Here is a 17,633-nt window from a genome sequence, read left to right on the forward strand (position 1 = left end):
GATCTGGACCGTGCTGCTGGCGATCCTGACATTCTCGCTCTCGCTGATGGGCACCTTCCTAGTGCGCTCCGGTGTGCTGACCTCGGTTCATGCATTTGCAAGCGACCCGAGCCGTGGTGTGTTCATTCTCTGCATCCTGATGATCTTCATCGGCGGCGCGCTTTCGCTGTTTGCCTTCCGCGCGCCCCTGTTGAGTGCGGGCGGGCTTTTCGCACCGATTTCGCGAGAAGGTGCGCTAGTGCTCAACAATCTCATCCTCACGGTCGCATGTGGCACCGTGCTGACCGGCACCCTCTATCCGCTGCTGCTGGAAACATTGACCGGCGACAAGATTTCCGTCGGCCCGCCGTTCTTCAACATGACTTTCGGCCTGCTGATGGCGCCATTGCTGCTGGTCGTGCCGTTCGGGCCGTTGCTGGCATGGAAGCGCGGCGATCTGCTTGGCGTGATGCAGCGGCTCTATGTGGTTGCCGCTTTGGCTTTCGCGGCGGCGCTGGTCTTTTTCTATGTCGAGCATGGCGGACCGGTGTTGTCTGTTCTTGGGCTTGCGGCCGGGCTGTTCCTCGTCTTCGGTGCCGTTGCCGACCTCTGGTATCGCGCAGGCGCCGGCAAGGTGGCGGCGAATGTCGCATGGCGGCGGCTTTCCGGCCTGCCGCGGTCGGCTTTCGGCACAGCGCTGGCGCATGCCGGCCTCGGCGTCACCGTGCTCGGCATTGTTGCCGTTACGACATTTGCGACCGAGCATGTGCTTGAAATGAAGCCCGGCGAGACTACGGAGGCGGGCGGCTACAGCATCCATTTCGACGGCATGCAGCCGGCGACTGGCCCGAACTACAAGGAAGATCGCGCACACTTCAGCATCCGCCGCGGCGGCGTCGAGGTTGCGGATGTCTGGTCGGCAAAGCGCGTCTATGTCGCCCAACAGATGCCGACCACCGAAGCGGGTATCCTGACCTTCGGGCTCAGCCAGCTCTACGTTTCGCTTGGCGACGCAACCAACGACGGCGGCATCGTCGTTCGCATCTGGTGGAAGCCGTTCATTCTTTGCGTCTGGGGCGGGGCGCTGATCATGGCGATCGGTGGCTTCGTGTCGCTGAGCGACCGGCGTCTTCGGGTCGGTGCGCCGCGCCGCAAGGCAAGAGCGGTCCCCGCAGTGATGGAGCCGGCAGAATGATGCGGGGGATCGTCCTAGCAATCGTTCTGTTTCTTACTGCAGTTCCGGCCTTCGCCGTGAACCCGGACGAGGTACTCGCCAACCCCGCGCTGGAGGCCCGAGCCAGGGCGCTTTCTGCCAAGCTGCGCTGCATGGTCTGCCAGAACCAGTCGATCGATGATTCCAATGCCGATCTCGCCAAGGACCTGCGGCTTCTGGTGCGCGAGCGCCTGACCGACGGCGACACGGACGAACAGGTCCTGAACTACATCGTTTCGCGCTATGGCGAATTCGTGCTTCTGAAGCCCCGGTTGAGCGTTCGAACGGTTCTGCTTTGGGGCGCCCCCATTGTGCTGATTGTCGCCGGGGGCATTTCGCTGCTCATTTTCGCCAGGCGGCGGGCTGGCAAGCCGACCGGAAGCCGGTTGACGGCGGAAGAGCGGGCGCGGCTTGACGAACTGCTTGGCCCGCGGTCCGATCGAACATCCTGAAAGTTTGAGCCTTGAAAGGCTCCAATGGTCTCACCAATCAACCTGCGGTAAGATGCTCACGGGGTCCATTCGCATGTGGGCAAGACCATGGAGCGCCGCCTCGCAGCAATCCTGATCGCTGATGTCGCCGGCTACAGTCACTTGAGCCAGATCGACGAGGTTGGCACGCGTCGCCGCTTTCAGGCGGACATGGATGACATCTTCCGACCCAAGATCACCGAACATCACGGACGGCTGGTTAAGACCATGGGTGACGGTCTGCTTGTCGAATTTCACAGCGTCGTCGATGCGTTACACTGCGCAATTGATGTGCAGCGCGAGAAGGCCTTGCGAAATGCGGGCGTCGACCCGGCTCCGCGGCTTTATTTCCGCATCGGCGTCAATCTTGGCGATATCATTGTCGAAGGCGATGATATTCACGGCGATGGCGTCAACATCGCCGACCGCATCCAGGCGCTGGCCGACCGGGGCGGCATCGCCATCTCCGGTACGACCTACGACCAGGTGAAGACCAAGCTCGACGTCGGCTATATCTCGCTCGGCAGGCAGAAAGTGAGGAGCATTGCCGAACCGATACGGGTTTACCGGGTAGTCCTTGATGCGAAGACGGCGCGAACCGTCGTCAAGCGCCTGCGAAAACCTGTCGGTCTCGCAGCTGCCGTAGCATTTCTGCTGTTTGCAGGTGCTGCAGCCTATTGGTGGCAGCCTTGGGAGCTTGGCCAGGCGCCAGCGCTCATCGAGCGCTTCGCCTATCCACTGCCGGACAAGCCATCGGTCGCGGTGCTGCCATTCATCAATGTCAGCGGCGATTCAGAGCAGGATCATCTGGCAGAGGGGCTTACTGACGACCTGATCACCGAGCTGTCCAAGGTTTCCGGCCTCTTCGTCATCGCCAGGCACTCGGTTTTTGCCGTTCAAAACGGTACAGCCAAGATTCAAGACGTGGCGGCGGAGCTCGGCGTGCACTACGTGCTCGAGGGCACGTTGCAGCGCGCCGGCACGCGCCTGCGGATCAATGTCAAGCTGATTGACGCGCTGACCGGACTTTCGATGTGGGCCGAGCGCTACGATCGTCAGTATGCCGATTTGTTTGCGGTTCAGGACGACGTCATCGGCAAAATCATCTCGGCGCTCGAGATAGAGCTCAACGACGTCGAGCGCACCCAACTGGAGCGGATACCGACCGACAACCTGGAAGCCTACGATTATTACATGAGGGCGGAACAGGAGGGCCTCGTCTATAGCGACGTAGATACCTACCGCCGCACATTGTCATATTATCAGAAGGCGATCGACCTCGATCCCAATTTCGCCGACGCGCATGCGGGTATTGCGCGCGTCGCGGTCGATGTCTGGCGTAACGACTATAATTTCCTCTGGTCGGCGGCAGTCGCCCGCAAGATCGCCTATGACGCCGCCGGGCAGGCGCTCAAGCTGGACCCAAAAAATGCGCGAGCTCACACGGTTCTCGCCCTGTTGCAGCTGGTCGATGGGCGCCCGGTGGAGGCGCGGGAATCGGCAACCCGGGCTGTGGAGATGCAACCCAATAGCGCGGAGGCCTTCGGCAATCTCGCCCTTATCCTTGCTCATACCGGCGATCATGAACAGGCGGTTGTCGAGATGGAAAAGGCTCTTCGGCTCGATCCTGCGCCAACGGCGAGTTTTCGGCTGCTGGCGGGAATCGTCTTCTACACTGCGCGTGACAGCAGGCGCGCGATTCCTCTGATCGAGGCTGCGCGGGATGCCTTGCCCAATGCGGAGGCTGCACGCGAGTACCTGACGGCAGCCTATGCCTATGAAGGGGATCGGGTCCGCGGGGCCCAGGAAAAGGCCAAGCTTCTGGAGCTGTTTCCGGAGAGCAATCTCACTTACTACAGCTATCTCTACGATTATTGGCGCCCAGAGGATCTAGAGCACCACCTGACGGGATTGCGCGCCGCCGGTATTCCCGAATGGCCCTTCGGATTCGCCGCATCAGAAGCGGATCAGCTCAATGCCGACGCTTTGCGCGACCTGATCAACAACAAGACGTGGAGCGGAAAACACAAGAACGGTACGTTATTCGTCCAGTTTTTCGACAATGCCGGCAATACTGCATACCGCAGTGCAAATACCAATATCACCGGGACGGTCGAGGTGCAGGGAAACAGGCTGTGCGAGAGGTTCGGCGGCTATTTTCTCGATCGCATGGTGTGCGGCAAGGTCTACAAAAACAAGGACGCCGGACAAGCCGGCGCCCAATATGTGCATGTCACCGCGCAAGCACTCAAGTTCTTCTCACTCGTACCCTGAATTCAGTTGGCTGGCATATGCTGCCAGTCCTTATGCATCTTGTCGGAAATCAGGGTGTTCTGCACTTCCGACCAATGCTTCTGGGAATCGACAACTTTGGTCGGCTTCTTTTCAAAGCCGTCTGCGGCGCCGGGGTCGTAGCTCAGATAGAGCTTGCCCTCTATGATCCGCCATGCCTTCGGGTCGATGTTGGTCGTAACCGTTCCGAAGGAAACGCCGTCGGCGCAATACCCGCCATATTGGGGAGCATACTTGCCGGGATCAGCAACGAAGAGGTCGCGGTTCTCGGCGCTGGCGAAATGCCACTCGGCACCCAGCCAGCGATGCGAATATTGCGGAGATCCCTCCACAGCCTGGTTCTGCGTGAAATATGCCACCGGATCGTAGCCCTTGATGGCCACGTCTCCAAAATACCCGGTGTTCACGGGCTCTTCCGCCGTCGCCGGTTGCCCGAGCGCGAAAACGATCGCGGCACCGACCATCATCGAGGCGATAAAGCCTGTCTTTCTGCGATATGCCATGTGTCCATTCTCCCGGTTCGGGCGAAGCGCTATTTCCGCTTCGTGCACTCGCCATACAGCCAGTCTCCGACCAGTTCGGTCGGCTGGCAGACGGCGCCCGCTTTCAAAAGCAGATCGGCAGCGTCCCAATGGGACCGCCATCCGGCCTGCGTCAACGGTGTGTAGCCGTTGCGTTCCTTCGCCTCTATATTTGCCTTGTGCGCGACGAGAAAGGCGACGACGTCAGCACGACCTTCTTCGGCAGCAGCGTGTAGCGGCGACATGTGGTAGAAATTCTTGTCGTCGTTGACGAGTGCGCCCTTCGATACGAGCAATTCGACGACTTCGAGATTTCCGCCGTAGGCGGCAGCATGCAATGCCGTAAGGCCGCCCTTGTTCCTGATTTCGATGTCGGCGCCCTTCTCCAGCAGAAGAGCCACGATATCCGCGTGTCCTCCAAGAGCAGCGATCATCAATGGCGGCTCTCCCGACTCGTTCGGTTCGGCAATATTGGCTCCCTGATCGATAAGCTGCCCCACACGCTCGCGGTCACCGTCCCGTGCCGCGTCGTGTAACGGCCCGGCCCAGGCCATCGAGACCCCAAGCAACAGTCCTAGCATCGATGTGCCGACGACCCTCATCGCGCGCCTCGCCAACATTACGGCCCCTGAGCAGAAGTATATTTAAGATATCATGAATGTATTGCGCGGATCAAGGATCGCAGCCGCTCAGCCTCTTCGCACCGCCTGTCCTGGCGGCTGGTGAGGGCGCTATCGTACATTACCAAATTTTCATGGACCAGACAGTTCGCAGTAATGTGAAGGATACTATATCGTTGGTCATCGACCGGTCCGGCTCCAGCCGGAACGAAAAACAAAAACCAGACCGGAACGAAAGACAAAAACAAGAGAAGGTACCAAGAATGATAAAGACCCCCTCCGTCAGTACCATGCTGAAGGCTTCTACGGTCGCAGGTCTCGCTGCAGCAGTATTCGCGACTGCCGCGCCGCTTGAGATCACGCGCGCCTATGCTGAAGCCGTCAACGTCCAGGCTCCATCGGTCCCGAGCTTTGCAAACGTCGTCGATGCCGTGTCTCCCGCCGTCGTTTCGGTTCGCGTCGAATCGCGCATCAATCCCGCCGCGGACAACAGCGATGGTTTTGCTTTCGACTTCAACGGCCGCGGCTTTGACGATCTTCCTGACGATCATCCCCTGAAGCGCTTCTTCAAACAGTTCGGCGAGCAGGGGCAAAACGGTCCCCACGGCGGTCAGAACGACAGGAAGTTCGGCCAGCGCGATGGTCAGCGTGATGGTAAGGGCCGCCTGCGCCCCGTCGCGCAAGGCTCCGGCTTCTTCATTTCCGAAGATGGCTACATCGTCACCAACAACCACGTGGTTTCCGATGGCTCGGCTTTTGTCGTCGTCCTAAACGATGGCAGCGAGCTGGATGCCAAGCTGATCGGCAAAGACCCGCGGACCGACCTCGCCGTTCTCAAGGTTGATGCCAAGGGCCGCAAGTTCACCTATGTCAACTGGGCAGACGACAACGGCGTTCGCGTCGGTGACTGGGTGGTCGCAGTCGGCAACCCGTTCGGCCTCGGCGGCACGGTGACCGCGGGTATCATTTCTGCTCGTGGCCGCGACATCGGCTCCGGTCCGTATGACGATTACCTGCAGGTCGACGCGGCGGTGAACCGCGGCAACTCCGGCGGCCCGACCTTCAACCTCAGTGGTCAGGTCGTCGGCATCAACACCGCAATCTTCTCGCCTTCGGGCGGCAGCGTCGGCATCGCCTTTGCAATTCCGGCCTCGACTGCCAAGGATGTCGTTGCCGACCTGATGAAGGACGGTTCGGTTTCGCGCGGTTATCTCGGTGTACAGATCCAGCCTGTTACCAAGGATATCGCCGACTCGCTCGGCCTGTCGGAAGCAAATGGCGCATTGGTCGTCTCTGCCCAGGACGGCACCCCTGGTCAGAAGGCAGGGATGAAGGCGGGTGATGTTGTGACCGCCGTCAATGGCGAACCTGTCAAGGACGCCCGCGATCTCAGCCGCCGCATCGGCGCCATGCAGCCGGGAAGCAAGGTCGAGCTCTCCGTGTGGCGCGACGGCAAGGCTCAGTCCGTCACCGTCGACCTCGGCACGCTTCCGGATGACCAGAAGGATGCGTCCAATGAAGACGGCGATCAGACGCCGCAGCAGCCTGAGGCGCCGGCTTCCGAGAAGGCGCTTGCGGATCTCGGCCTGACCGTCGGCCCGTCCGATGATGGCAAGGGTCTGACGATTACGGGCATCGACCCTGACTCGGATGCTGCCGACAAGGGCATCAAGGAAGGCGAGACGATTACCTCGGTGAACAACCAGCAGGTCTCGAATGCCGACGACGTCGTCAAGGTTCTGAACCAGGCGAAGAAGGACGGCCGCACCCGGGCACTCTTCCAGATCCAGTCCAAGGAAGGCAGCCGGTTCGTGGCCCTGCCGATCAACGGTCAGGGCTGATCCCCTCCTTGATCTGAAAAAGGAAGCCGCGCGTTCCCAACCTTCGCGCGGCTCCCTTTCCGTATCCTTTTTAGGGACGACCTCGATGCCCCCACTCTCACCGCAAGACGCTTTGAACCTTGCCGAAACCCAGACGGCAGGTAATGTCGGCCGCATGAAGATTCTTATTATCGAAGACGACCTTGAAGCTGCGGCCTACCTTACCAAAGCCTTTCGCGAGGCGGGGATCGTGGCCGATCATGCCAGTGACGGCGACAGCGGCCTCTTCATGGGGGCAGAGAATACCTATGATGTAATCGTCATCGACCGGATGCTTCCCCGCCGCGACGGTCTTTCCGTCATCAGCGAACTTCGGCACAAGGGCATTCACACACCGGTTCTCATTCTTTCCGCCCTTGGGCAGGTCGATGACCGCGTGACCGGCCTTCGCGCCGGCGGCGACGACTATCTGCCGAAGCCTTACGCCTTCAGCGAGCTTCTGGCCCGCGTCGAGGTGCTCGGCCGCCGCAAGGGCACGCCGGAGCAGGACGTTGTCTATCGCGTCGGCGATCTCGAGCTTGACCGGCTTGCGCATGAAGTCCGGCGCGGCGGCAAGGAAATCCCTCTGCAGCCGCGTGAATTCCGGCTTCTCGAATATCTAATGAAGAATGCCGGGCAGGTCGTCACGCGCACCATGCTTCTCGAGAATGTGTGGGATTACCATTTCGACCCGCAGACGAACGTCATCGACGTGCACGTCTCGCGCCTGCGCTCGAAGATCGAGAAGGACTTCAGCCAGCCGTTGCTGAAGACGATCCGCGGCGCCGGTTACATGATCAAGGACGAGGGATGAACCGCTTCTGGTTTCTCTTCAAGTCCACCGCAGTCCGCCTTTCGGCACTTTATATCCTGCTTTTCGCGATCTGCGCCGCAACTCTCGTATTCTACGTGACGGCGATGTCGCAGGGGCTGCTCACCCAGCAGATAAGGGAGGCAGTCCAACAGGAAGTCGACGCCGTCACACGCGCCTATAGCACGGGCGGCATGAACGGGCTGCTGCGAACGCTGGAGCGGCGCGCCCGCCAGCCAGGCGCCAACCTTTACATCATCGCAGGCCCCTCCGGGGATATTCTCGCGGGCAACGTTGCGTCAGTGCAGCCGGGCGTGTTCGAGGAAACCGGCTGGACGTCGGTTCCGTTTTCCTATCAGCGTTACGCCGATAGCGACCGCGATCGCCAACACATGGCGATCGCCAATATCTTCGTCCTCGACAACGGCTTGCGCGTCCTCGTCGGGCGCGACCTCGGCGAGCCCGAGCGCTTCCGCGTTCTGGTGCGTCAGGCGCTGATGATCGCGCTTGCGATCATGGGGCTCGGCGCAATCGTCATCTGGTTCGGCATCGGCCGCAATGCGCTGAAGCGCATCGACCGCATGTCGGACGCGGGCAAGAAGATCATGGCAGGCGATCTTTCCCAGCGCCTGCCGGTCGGCGGTTCAGGCGATGAGTTCGACCGTCTGTCGGTTTCGCTGAACACGATGCTGGAGCGCATCGAGAAGCTGAACGAAGGGCTGCGGCAGGTTTCCGACAACATCGCCCATGACCTCAAGACGCCGCTGACCCGCCTGCGCAACAAGGCCACGGATGCGCTGGACACGACGGATGAGGACCAGAGGCGTACGGCGCTCGAAGGGATCATCGCCGAGTCCGATCAGTTGATCCGGACCTTCAACGCTCTCCTGATGATTTCGCGTGTGGAGGCGGGGTCGGTCGTGGCGGAGATGTCGCCGATCGAGCTTTCGTCGATCGTCGCCGATAGCGCCGAGCTTCACGAGCCGGTCGCAGAAGAAGCCGGGTTGACCCTGACATCGAGCATCGAGCCAGGGATATCCGTACAGGGCAATCGTGAATTGATCGCACAGGCGATATTCAACCTGATCGACAACGCGATCAAATATGCCGACGACCCGGAGGGCGGCGGCGAAATTGCTTTGAAGCTGTCGCGGCGCCCTGACGGTATTTGCCTCTCGGTCGCCGATCAAGGTCCAGGCATTCCGGCCGAGAAGCGTGAGGACGTCATCAAGCGCTTCGTGCGGCTTGACGAGAGCCGGTCGAAACCCGGCACCGGGCTTGGCCTCTCGCTGGTCGAGGCGGTGATGGAACTGCATGGCGGTACGCTGGAGCTTTCCGATACCGACCCGGAAAAGGCGGAAAGACGAGGCCTTACCGTCAGCATGATTTTTCCGATCAAGCCAGTCTAGGGTCAGGATCTATTGAATTCATCCATTCTGTTGGGCAGCATCGGATTGGATGGAAGCAAACAAGCGCAAGGCAAGGCTTTTTAGCCTTGGCGAGAATTGTTTGCGATCAGACGGCCGATGCCGCCCAACCCGAAGGGCGAGGCGGATTTCGCTCCTGACCGTGTCGGAAAGACTTGAAAGTGTGGGGCACTTCCGGCGTCTTTCCTTCTCGTCAGAAACAAAATCCGCCACGCAGAATGGATGAATTCAATAGATCCTGACCCTAGGCTTGGCTCCTCCGGATTGTGACCCTAGGTTAGGGCCGGTCATGATAGCGCCGATTCCGGGCGCGGCCGTTGGGAGGCGGAATGCTGACGAACTTGACACACAGTCTGAAGGACGTGGGCAGCGGGCTGCTGCGCCCTTTGAATCAATCCGAGCTCAAGCTGGCACTGGCCGACCTTCAGGACATCGGCAAGAGTGAACCGGCAGTCGCTAGGATGCTGAAGGCCGGCGGTCCGCTGTGCGATTTTATCGCTGCGGCGCTCACGCTATCGCCCTACCTTCGCGAGGTCGCCAACATCGATGGTGCGATCCTCGCCGCCGCCATTTCATCGCCGCTAGAGCCTGAGATCGATAGGCTGATTGCCGAGGCGCGCGATTGCTGGCAGCCCGAGGATGGGATCGCTCCCACGGAAACTGCCGTCATGAGCCGGCTGCGCACGGTCAAGCGAAAGGTGGCGTTCCTTGTCGCGCTGGCTGATCTCGCCAAGCTTTTCGACGGGCGGCGGACGACGGCGTGGCTGAGTGCGCTCGCCGAAGCCTCCGTCGCTGCGGCGATCGATCATCTGCTGCTATCAGCCCATGAGAGCGGCAAGCTGCACCTCAAGAATGTTGAACGACCGAGTGAGGGTTCGGGATTGGTCGTGCTCGGGATGGGCAAGCTCGGCGCGTCTGAACTCAACTATTCGTCTGACATCGACCTCGTCGTCTTCTTCGACGAGCACGCCGGCATCGTGTCCCAGCCGGATGACGCGATAGACATCTTTCCGCGGCTGATGCGGCGCCTGGTGCGCATTCTTCAGGAGCGGACCGCCGACGGTTATGTCTTTCGCACCGATCTCCGGCTGCGCCCGGATCCGGGCTCGACGCCGCTTGCGATCCCGGTCGACGCAGCGATGATCTACTATGAAGGACGCGGCCAGAACTGGGAGAGGGCGGCCTTTATCAAGGCCCGCCCTGTCGCCGGGGATATGCAAGCGGGTGAGGCCTTTTTGCGGGGGCTCGTGCCGTTCGTCTTCCGCAAATACCTGGACTACGCCGCGATCGCCGATGTCCATTCGATCAAGCGACAGATCCATGCGCACAAGGGCCACGGCACCATTGCGGTGAAGGGGCACAACGTCAAGCTTGGCCGCGGCGGTATCCGCGAGATCGAATTCTTCGTCCAGACGCAGCAGCTGATCGCCGGCGGCCGGATGCCGGCGCTGCGTTGCCGCGGTACGGAGGAGGCGCTTGCCGAACTTACCAAAGCGAAATGGATCGATCCGGAAACGCGCGACGAGCTGGCGGAGGCCTATTGGTTCCTCCGCGATGTGGAGCATCGCATTCAGATGGTGCGCGACGAGCAGACGCATCTGCTGCCGGAAACCGAAGCCGAGCTCAAGCGCATCGCGTTCATGATGGGCTTTACCGATACGTCGAGCTTCTCGGAGCGGTTGGTGGATGTGTTCCGGACCGTCGAGCGGCGCTATGCACGGCTCTTCGAACAGGAAGCCAAGCTATCGACCCATGGCGGCAATCTGGTGTTCACGGGGCAGGGCGACGATCCGGACACGCTCGAGACGCTGAAGCAGCTCGGGTTCAAACGCCCGTCGGACATTTCCCGTGTCATCCGGACCTGGCATTACGGCCGCTATCGCGCGACGCAATCCGTCGAGGCACGGGAGCGGTTGACTGAGCTCGCTCCGGATTTGCTCCGCGTTTTCGGAGAAAGCGAACGCGCGGATGAGGCGCTGCTGCGCTTCGACAATTTCATTTCCGGCCTGCCTGCGGGTATTCAACTCTTCTCGCTGCTGGGCAGCAATCCAGCACTGCTTTCGCTGATCGTGAACATCATGTCCTCGGCACCGAAGCTTGCCGAAGTGATCGCCGCCAAGCCGCATGTCTTCGACGGCATGCTCGATCCCGGGCTCATGGCGGAGCTGCCGACGCGCGACTATCTTGCCGAACGGATTCGCGGTTTTCTGGCGCCAGCCCGGCACTATGAAGAGGTTCTAGACCGGTTGCGCATCTTTGCGGCCGAACAGCGTTTTCTGATCGGCATCCGCCTGCTCACCGGTGCGATCAGAGGTGCGATGGCCGGTCGCGCCTTTACCCATCTGGCCGATCTTGTTCTCGAAGCGGCGCTCGAAGCGGTGATGAAGGAGATCAGGACGGCTCATGGAGATTATCCAGGCGGCCGCGTGGCCGTCGCCGGCATGGGCAAGCTCGGCAGCTTCGAACTGACTGCCGGCTCCGACATCGATATCATTCTCCTCTACGACTACGATGACGACGCGGGTGAATCCGACGGGCCGAAGCCGCTCGACGCGACGCGCTACTTCACCCGCATCACGCAGCGGTTGATCTCCGCTCTTTCTGCACCGACGGCCGAAGGCGTGCTCTACGAGGTCGACATGCGCCTTCGGCCCTCGGGCAACAAGGGACCGGTCGCCACTCGCATCAAGTCCTTCGAAAAGTATCAGCATGAGGAGGCTTGGACCTGGGAGCACATGGCGCTAACGCGGGCGCGCCTCGTGTGCGGCGACAGGGAACTGACCGGTGACGCTGAGCGCATCATCGCCGAGGTGCTTTCGTCGAAGAACGACCCGACGCGGATTGCGAAGGATGTCTCAGAGATGCGGGCCTTGATCGAAAAGGAGAAACCGTCGGCGAGCATCTGGGATTTGAAGCTCATTCCCGGCGGACTGATCGACATCGAATTCATTGCCCAGTACCTGCGGCTCGTTGCCTCTGCAAAGGGCCTCGTCATCAGCGAGGACGACTTCAACACGGCGGGCCAGTTGAAGCTTCTCGGCGCGGAGTTGATGGACCGCAACGACCTGGAGCTCTGTCTGGCGGTGCTGTCGCTTTACACGGATATCTCGCAGCTCATCCGACTCTGCATTGACGGCGAATTCGATCCAGAAAAGGCGCCCGCAGGTCTAATCGAGCTGGTGTGCCGGGCAGGTGATTGTCCCGATATCAAGACGCTTGAAAGCGAGATCAAGCGGCTTTCAAAAAATGTTCGGAAAGCATTCCAGGCAACGCTCAGGCGATAGCGGGCTCGTCTGGAATGCGGAAGGAGACGACGGTGCCGATCGATTCGCGCGAGCGGATGCGCATCCTGCCTCCGTGAAGCGTCGTCAGCGAACGGGAGATGGCAAGGCCGAGGCCGGAACCGCCCTTGCTCTTGGCATATTGATTCTGCACTTGCTCGAAGGGTTGCCCGAGCTTGGTGAGGGCATCGCGTGGAATACCAATGCCGGTGTCGGCGATCGTCACGACAACGCCTAAGGCGTCGCGGCGGGTGCGAAGCGCGACGCGGCCGCCCTCGTTTGTGAACTTGACCGCATTTGAGAGAAGGTTGAGCAGGATCTGCTTCATGGCGCGGCGATCTGCGATAAGCGTCATGCCGTCGCAAATGCGCTGCTCGATAACAATGTTTTTCGCGGCAGCCGGCATGGTGGTGAAGCGTAGGCTCTCCTCGATCAGCGGCGCAAGATCGATCGTCTCCCGCTGCAGCCTCATATGGCCTGCCTCGATCTTCGACATATCGAGGATGTCGTTGATGACATTGAGCAGGTGTTTGCCGCTCTCGTGGATGTCATGCGCGTATTCGTCGTATTTCAATGAACCGAGCGGACCGAACATCTGGTTCTGGAGAATGTCCGAGAAGCCAAGGATGGCGTTCAGCGGCGTGCGGAGCTCATGCGACATGTTGGCGAGGAACTCGGATTTTGCCTTGTTCGCCGCCTCCGCGCGCTCCTTCTCGGCCAGGTAATTCGTATTGGCGACCGAAAGCGCGGATTTCTGGCTTTCGAGCGTCTGACGCGACGCCTTGAGGTCGGCGATGGTCGCGATGAGGCGACGCTCGGAGTCACGCAGGCGCTCCTGGTTACGCTTCAGAAGCGTGATGTCGGTGCCGACCGACACCATGCCGCCGTCGCGGGTCCGGCGCTCGTTGATCTGCAGCCAGCGCTCGTCGGCAAGCTGGACTTCCGTCGTGCGGGAATGGCCGGGACCCTCGGCATCCGCCATGCGGCGCTCGATCACCGGCCGGGCGGCGGCGGCGTTGACGGTGCTGCGCTCGGTGCCGGGCACAAGCACGCTATCCGGAAGCCCATAGGCCTGCTGGAAATGCGTGTTGCACATCACAAGGCGGTCGTTCTTGTCCCAGAGGACGAAGGCTTCCGAGGTGCATTCGATGGCGTCCGCAAGGCGCTGGTCGGCCTCGGCGTAGCGCTGTGCAAGCCGGTGCTGCTCGGTCACGTCCATGGCGATGCCGATCATGTGGACGCGGCCGGAATTGCTGCGGATCATCTGGGCGCGGGCCCGCATCCAGACATAGTGGCCGCTGGCGTGGCGCATGCGGAAAATCTGGTCGACCTGGCCAGAGCTGCCCTTGACGATCGACCGCGCAATTTCGTGCAGCCCGCCATCATCCGGATGCATCAGCCGGGCGGCATCGGCGAAGGACATCGTCTTGTCCGAAGCGGTCAGGCCGAGCATGTCATACATCGAACGCGACCAGAAGAATTCGCGGTTGTCGAAATCGAAATCCCAAAGTCCGCAGCGGCCGCGCGAGAGCGCGGTTTCGACGCGCTGGTTCGACTCGACGAAGATTTCATCGGCTTCGCGTGCCCGCCTGACCTGCATGTAATAGGCGTAAAGGACCACCAGCAGGATCGACGAGACGCCTGCAAACAGCGTGACGTTGAGCGTCAGCTCCTCGCGCCACAGCCTGCCGATTTCGTGCAGCGAGGTCGCGGCGATGATATAGCCGCCGGCGCTGCCGACCAAAGTAATTTCGGCATAATGCGGATTGCCGCCGATTGTCGTTTCGATCACATCGGCCCGATCGCCGAAGCGGCGGATGGTGGAGACCTCGGGAAAGAAATCGGCGACATTCGACCCGACATAGGAAAGGCCTGCCGTGGAAGCGGCAAAGACCTTGCCGCTCGCCTCAACGAGCAAGATGAAGGAATTGCTGTCGAGGCGGTCCTGCGGCAGGAATTTCTGAAGTTTCGCCTGGGCCTCCACAGCATTGCCGTTTTCGAACAGATCGCCGGTCTCGGCAAAAACAGCCGCGGCGGTTGCGGCCGAAAGTGCGGTAGCGTGCCGCGCCGCCGCCCCCATGCGCGCATACTCGGACATCATCCCGAAAAGATGCGAGGCTGCGACAACGGCGAGGAAGGCAACGATCAGGGCCGGTATGGCGCGCTTCAGAAGGGTTTCGGCTTGCGGAAGGGAGCGTGAAATCGGCCTGGAGATGGGGGTGGTGCGGCTGAGGGCCTGACCTCGCCAAGCGCGAAGCGCCTCAAAATCGACACGCAGCCGTCCCTCGGCCGCAGTTGCCCGCCGCACGTTCATCATCGCTATCGCCTTGATCCCTCATGTGATTCGCGCGCCGCTCGCGTGAACCTGACTCAATGAATCACTACTGATTCGCCGTGTCCAGAGGGAAAGGTAAAATTCTATTAACTATTTATAGGTGCTCGTGTTTTGCGAGTCGGTTTCGAGGCACGGTTCGTTCCGGCAGCGCCTCGACGCGCAAATCACCCCTTGAGCGTCCGTTCGACAATATCCCGAACGTCAGTCGAAAGGCCGGGCGCTTGCTCGATCTCCGTGAGAGCGTCATGGGCGAAACCGGCGCGGACTGGCTCCAGCGACCGCCATGAACGCATTGATGTCAGGAGGCGGGCGGCAAGCTGGGGATTGCGCCGGTCGATATCGAGGATCTCGTGGGCAAGGAAGCGGTAGCCTTCACCATCGCCACGGCCGAAGCCGGTGGGATTGCTGAAGACAAAGGCGCCGACCAATGCGCGCATGCGGTTCGGATTGGCACGGTTGAAGAGCGGGCTTTCCATAAGCCTGCGGACGCGGTCGAGCGTGCCCGCGCCAGGGATGGTTGCCTGTACGGAGAACCACTTGTCGACGACGAGGGCGTTTTCCGCGAAGCGGTCGCGGAAAGCCGAAAGAGCGGTGATCGCTTCGCCGCTTTCCGGAAAGCGATGCGACAGGATCGACAGCGCATGCAATAGTTCGGTCATGTTGTTTGCGGCGTCGAAGGTGGCGTTGGCGCGCGCCGGGCTGTTTTCGGCATAGGACAGATAGGTCAGCGCGGCATTGCGCAGCGCACGGCGGCCGGCGCTTTTTGCATCCGGGCTGAAATCGCCCGGTGTCGTCATCTTTTCGAACAAGTTGGCGAAGAGGGCGGCGCCCTGATCGGCAATCTGCTTCATGGCGGCCTGACGCCCGGCATGGATCGCGTCCGGGTCGTTGTTGCCTCCGAGTTCGCGGGCTATATCGGACTCGCTGGGCAGCGTCAGCGCCTGAGCGCGCAACGCAGGTTCAATGCTTTCGTCGCCAGCAGCGGCGAGTAGCGCATCGACGAAGGTAGATCCGCAGGCGACCGGCTTGTCCTCACGAGCATCCCGTGCGGCCTGCAGCAGGTTCGGTAATGCGAGATCGCTCAGCGCCTGCCAGCGGGCGAAATGATCCGTCTCGAAGCGGGCAAGCAGGGCAAGGTCGGCGGGGGATTGGTCGAAATGCAGATTGATCGGCGCTGAGAAACTGCGGTTGATCGAAACGACTGGCCGTGATGCGACGCCGTGAAAGACGGCGGTCTGGGTGCGGCCCGTGAGATGCAGCACTTCGCCGGCATATTCCGCGCCTTCGACCGATGCCGGTTCGATTTGCGTTCCGTCCTCGGCGAAGAGTGCAAGGCTGAGCGGGATGTGCATCGGCTTCTTGTCGGTCTGGCCCGGCGTTGCGGGAATCATCTGCTCGAGCGAAAGGCTGAAGGTCTTGGCGCTCGCGTCATAGCTGCCGGACCCCGTGACGAGCGGCGTTCCCGCTTGATGGTACCAGAGCGAGAACTGCGCTAGATCGGAACCGCTTGCATCCTCGAAGCACTTGACGAAGTCCTCGATCGTGACCGCCTGGCCGTCATGGCGATCGAAATAGATGTCCATGCCCTTCTTGAAGGTGTCCTTGCCGAGCAGCGTGGCGATCATGCGCGTGACCTCGCTGCCCTTTTCATAGACTGTCGTGGTATAGAAGTTATTGATTTCCCGGTACTTTGTCGGACGGACGGGATGCGCGAGCGGGCCGCTGTCCTCCGGAAACTGCTCCGACTTCAGGTGCCTGACCTCAGCAATGCGCTTGACCGCGCGCGAGCGCTGGTCGGACGAGAACTCGTGGTCGCGATAGACCGTCAGACCTTCCTTGAGGCAGAGCTGAAACCAGTCGCGGCAGGTGATGCGGTTGCCGGTCCAGTTGTGGAAATATTCATGAGCGATGATCGCCTCGATATTGGCATAGTCGGCGTCGGTTGCCGTTTCCGGATCGGCAAGGACGTATTTGTCGTTGAAGATGTTGAGGCCCTTGTTCTCCATCGCGCCCATGTTGAAATCGGACACGGCGACGATCATGAAGATGTCGAGATCGTATTCGCGGCCGAAGACCTCTTCATCCCATTTCATCGAACGCTTCAGCGCGTCCATGGCATAGGCCGCGCGCGGCTCCTTGCCGTGCTCGACATAGATCTTCAGGGCGACCTCGCGGCCGGAGATCGTCGTGAATGTGTCGTCGACAACCCCGAGGTCGCCGGCAACGAGCGCGAAAAGGTAGCTCGGCTTCGGATGCGGATCGAACCAGGCGGCGAAATGCTTGCCTTCGCCATAGCCGGCACCGCCGAGAAAGTTGCCGTTGGAAAGCAAGAGCGGGTTGGCTGCCTTGTCGGCGATGATGTTGACCGTATAAGGCGCCAGCACATCCGGACGATCGGGGAAGTAGGTGATGCAGCGGAAGCCCTCGGCCTCGCACTGGGTGCAGTAGATGCCGCCGGTGCGGTAGAGACCCATGAGCTGGGTATTGGCTTCGGGGTTGATGATCGTCGTGATCGTCAGTTCGAAGGGGTCGGTTGCCGGAAGGTCGTAGACCGTCAGGCTCTCGGCCGTTGCGGTATATTGCTCCGAGGGCATCTCCACCTGATCGAAGAGCAGGCCTGCGAGGGAAAGCTCGTCGCCGTCGAGGATGAGCGGCGCCTTCGCATCGACGCCCTCGCGGCGATGGAAAATCAGGCGTGATTCGACTTTCGTTTCTGTAGGATCAAGCTCAAAGGTCAGGTCCACACGTTCCAACACAAAATCGGTGGGGCGGTAGTCTGCCAGATTGATGACCTGGCCCATGTCTGTACGCATTGTGTTCCCTGA

At 60.9% G+C, this 17,633-nt stretch carries 11 protein-coding genes; 7 read left to right on the forward strand and 4 right to left on the reverse strand.

Annotated features, from left to right (window positions below; all coding sequences use genetic code 11):
- The 3 genes from ACPYOJ_RS29835 to ACPYOJ_RS29845 form a co-directional block, all read left to right on the forward strand.
- Positions 1 to 1,174: heme lyase CcmF/NrfE family subunit (locus ACPYOJ_RS29835; protein WP_481419475.1), on the forward strand; the 1,174-nt coding region annotated here is incomplete at its 5' end.
- Complete coding sequence (locus ACPYOJ_RS29840; RefSeq protein ID WP_481419476.1) at positions 1,171 to 1,644, forward strand: cytochrome c-type biogenesis protein; 474 nt, start codon at positions 1,171 to 1,173, stop codon at positions 1,642 to 1,644. The genes ACPYOJ_RS29835 and ACPYOJ_RS29840, both read left to right, overlap by 4 nt.
- Positions 1,645 to 1,731: 87 nt before the next feature.
- A complete protein-coding gene (locus tag ACPYOJ_RS29845; RefSeq protein WP_481419477.1) occupies positions 1,732 to 3,936 on the forward strand; it encodes an adenylate/guanylate cyclase domain-containing protein in 2,205 nt (734 codons plus the stop codon).
- Between the two features lie 2 nt (positions 3,937 to 3,938).
- On the opposite strand, the gene ACPYOJ_RS29850 is transcribed toward ACPYOJ_RS29845, so the two are convergent.
- Positions 3,939 to 4,457, reverse strand: a complete 519-nt coding sequence (locus ACPYOJ_RS29850) for a YHS domain-containing (seleno)protein (protein ID WP_481419478.1) — start codon at positions 4,455 to 4,457, stop codon at positions 3,939 to 3,941.
- A gap of 29 nt (positions 4,458 to 4,486) precedes the next feature.
- Positions 4,487 to 5,077, reverse strand: coding sequence for an ankyrin repeat domain-containing protein (locus ACPYOJ_RS29855; protein ID WP_481419483.1), 591 nt, complete (start codon positions 5,075 to 5,077; stop codon positions 4,487 to 4,489).
- A 281-nt stretch (positions 5,078 to 5,358) separates the two neighbouring features.
- Here ACPYOJ_RS29855 and ACPYOJ_RS29860 point away from each other — a divergent pair, with 281 nt between their 5' ends.
- The 4 genes from ACPYOJ_RS29860 (at position 5,359) to ACPYOJ_RS29875 (ending at position 12,476) form a co-directional block, all read left to right on the forward strand.
- Positions 5,359 to 6,936 carry a Do family serine endopeptidase gene (locus ACPYOJ_RS29860; protein ID WP_481419479.1) on the forward strand — a complete coding sequence of 526 codons (1,578 nt, stop codon included), beginning with the start codon at positions 5,359 to 5,361 and terminating at the stop codon, positions 6,934 to 6,936.
- Between the two features lie 154 nt (positions 6,937 to 7,090).
- Positions 7,091 to 7,768: a response regulator transcription factor gene (locus ACPYOJ_RS29865; protein WP_168829598.1), complete on the forward strand. Its 678-nt coding sequence runs from the start codon at positions 7,091 to 7,093 to the stop codon at positions 7,766 to 7,768.
- Positions 7,765 to 9,174 carry a sensor histidine kinase gene (locus ACPYOJ_RS29870; protein ID WP_481419480.1) on the forward strand — a complete coding sequence of 470 codons (1,410 nt, stop codon included), beginning with the start codon at positions 7,765 to 7,767 and terminating at the stop codon, positions 9,172 to 9,174. Before ACPYOJ_RS29865 ends, ACPYOJ_RS29870 begins: the two co-directional genes overlap by 4 nt.
- Positions 9,175 to 9,521: 347 nt before the next feature.
- Entirely contained in the window at positions 9,522 to 12,476 is a 2,955-nt protein-coding gene (locus ACPYOJ_RS29875) for a bifunctional [glutamine synthetase] adenylyltransferase/[glutamine synthetase]-adenylyl-L-tyrosine phosphorylase (protein ID WP_481419481.1), read from the forward strand.
- Here the strand turns inward: ACPYOJ_RS29875 and ACPYOJ_RS29880 are convergent.
- A complete protein-coding gene (locus ACPYOJ_RS29880; protein ID WP_481419482.1) occupies positions 12,466 to 14,790 on the reverse strand; it encodes a PAS domain-containing sensor histidine kinase in 2,325 nt (774 codons plus the stop codon). The two genes, ACPYOJ_RS29875 and ACPYOJ_RS29880, sit on opposite strands and share 11 nt — an antisense overlap.
- 182 nt (positions 14,791 to 14,972) lie before the next feature.
- Positions 14,973 to 17,621 (reverse strand): aminopeptidase N, encoded by a 2,649-nt coding sequence (pepN, locus tag ACPYOJ_RS29885; protein ID WP_481419484.1) that lies wholly within the window; start codon positions 17,619 to 17,621, stop codon positions 14,973 to 14,975.
- Positions 17,622 to 17,633 lie beyond the last annotated feature (12 nt).

The sequence above is a fragment of the Rhizobium sp. SVR5-9E genome (assembly GCF_056755095.1).

Coding starts and splice junctions, on each gene's coding strand:
- ACPYOJ_RS29880 (WP_481419482.1), bottom strand. CDS start 14,790: ATGATGAACGTGCGGCGGGCAACTGCGGCCGAGGGACGGCTGCGTGTC.
- ACPYOJ_RS29855 (WP_481419483.1), bottom strand. CDS start 5,077: ATGAGGGTCGTCGGCACATCGATGCTAGGACTGTTGCTTGGGGTCTCG.
- ACPYOJ_RS29845 (WP_481419477.1), top strand. CDS start 1,732: ATGGAGCGCCGCCTCGCAGCAATCCTGATCGCTGATGTCGCCGGCTAC.
- ACPYOJ_RS29850 (WP_481419478.1), bottom strand. CDS start 4,457: ATGGCATATCGCAGAAAGACAGGCTTTATCGCCTCGATGATGGTCGGT.
- ACPYOJ_RS29865 (WP_168829598.1), top strand. CDS start 7,091: ATGAAGATTCTTATTATCGAAGACGACCTTGAAGCTGCGGCCTACCTT.
- ACPYOJ_RS29870 (WP_481419480.1), top strand. CDS start 7,765: ATGAACCGCTTCTGGTTTCTCTTCAAGTCCACCGCAGTCCGCCTTTCG.
- ACPYOJ_RS29875 (WP_481419481.1), top strand. CDS start 9,522: ATGCTGACGAACTTGACACACAGTCTGAAGGACGTGGGCAGCGGGCTG.
- pepN (WP_481419484.1), bottom strand. CDS start 17,621: ATGCGTACAGACATGGGCCAGGTCATCAATCTGGCAGACTACCGCCCC.
- ACPYOJ_RS29840 (WP_481419476.1), top strand. CDS start 1,171: ATGATGCGGGGGATCGTCCTAGCAATCGTTCTGTTTCTTACTGCAGTT.
- ACPYOJ_RS29860 (WP_481419479.1), top strand. CDS start 5,359: ATGATAAAGACCCCCTCCGTCAGTACCATGCTGAAGGCTTCTACGGTC.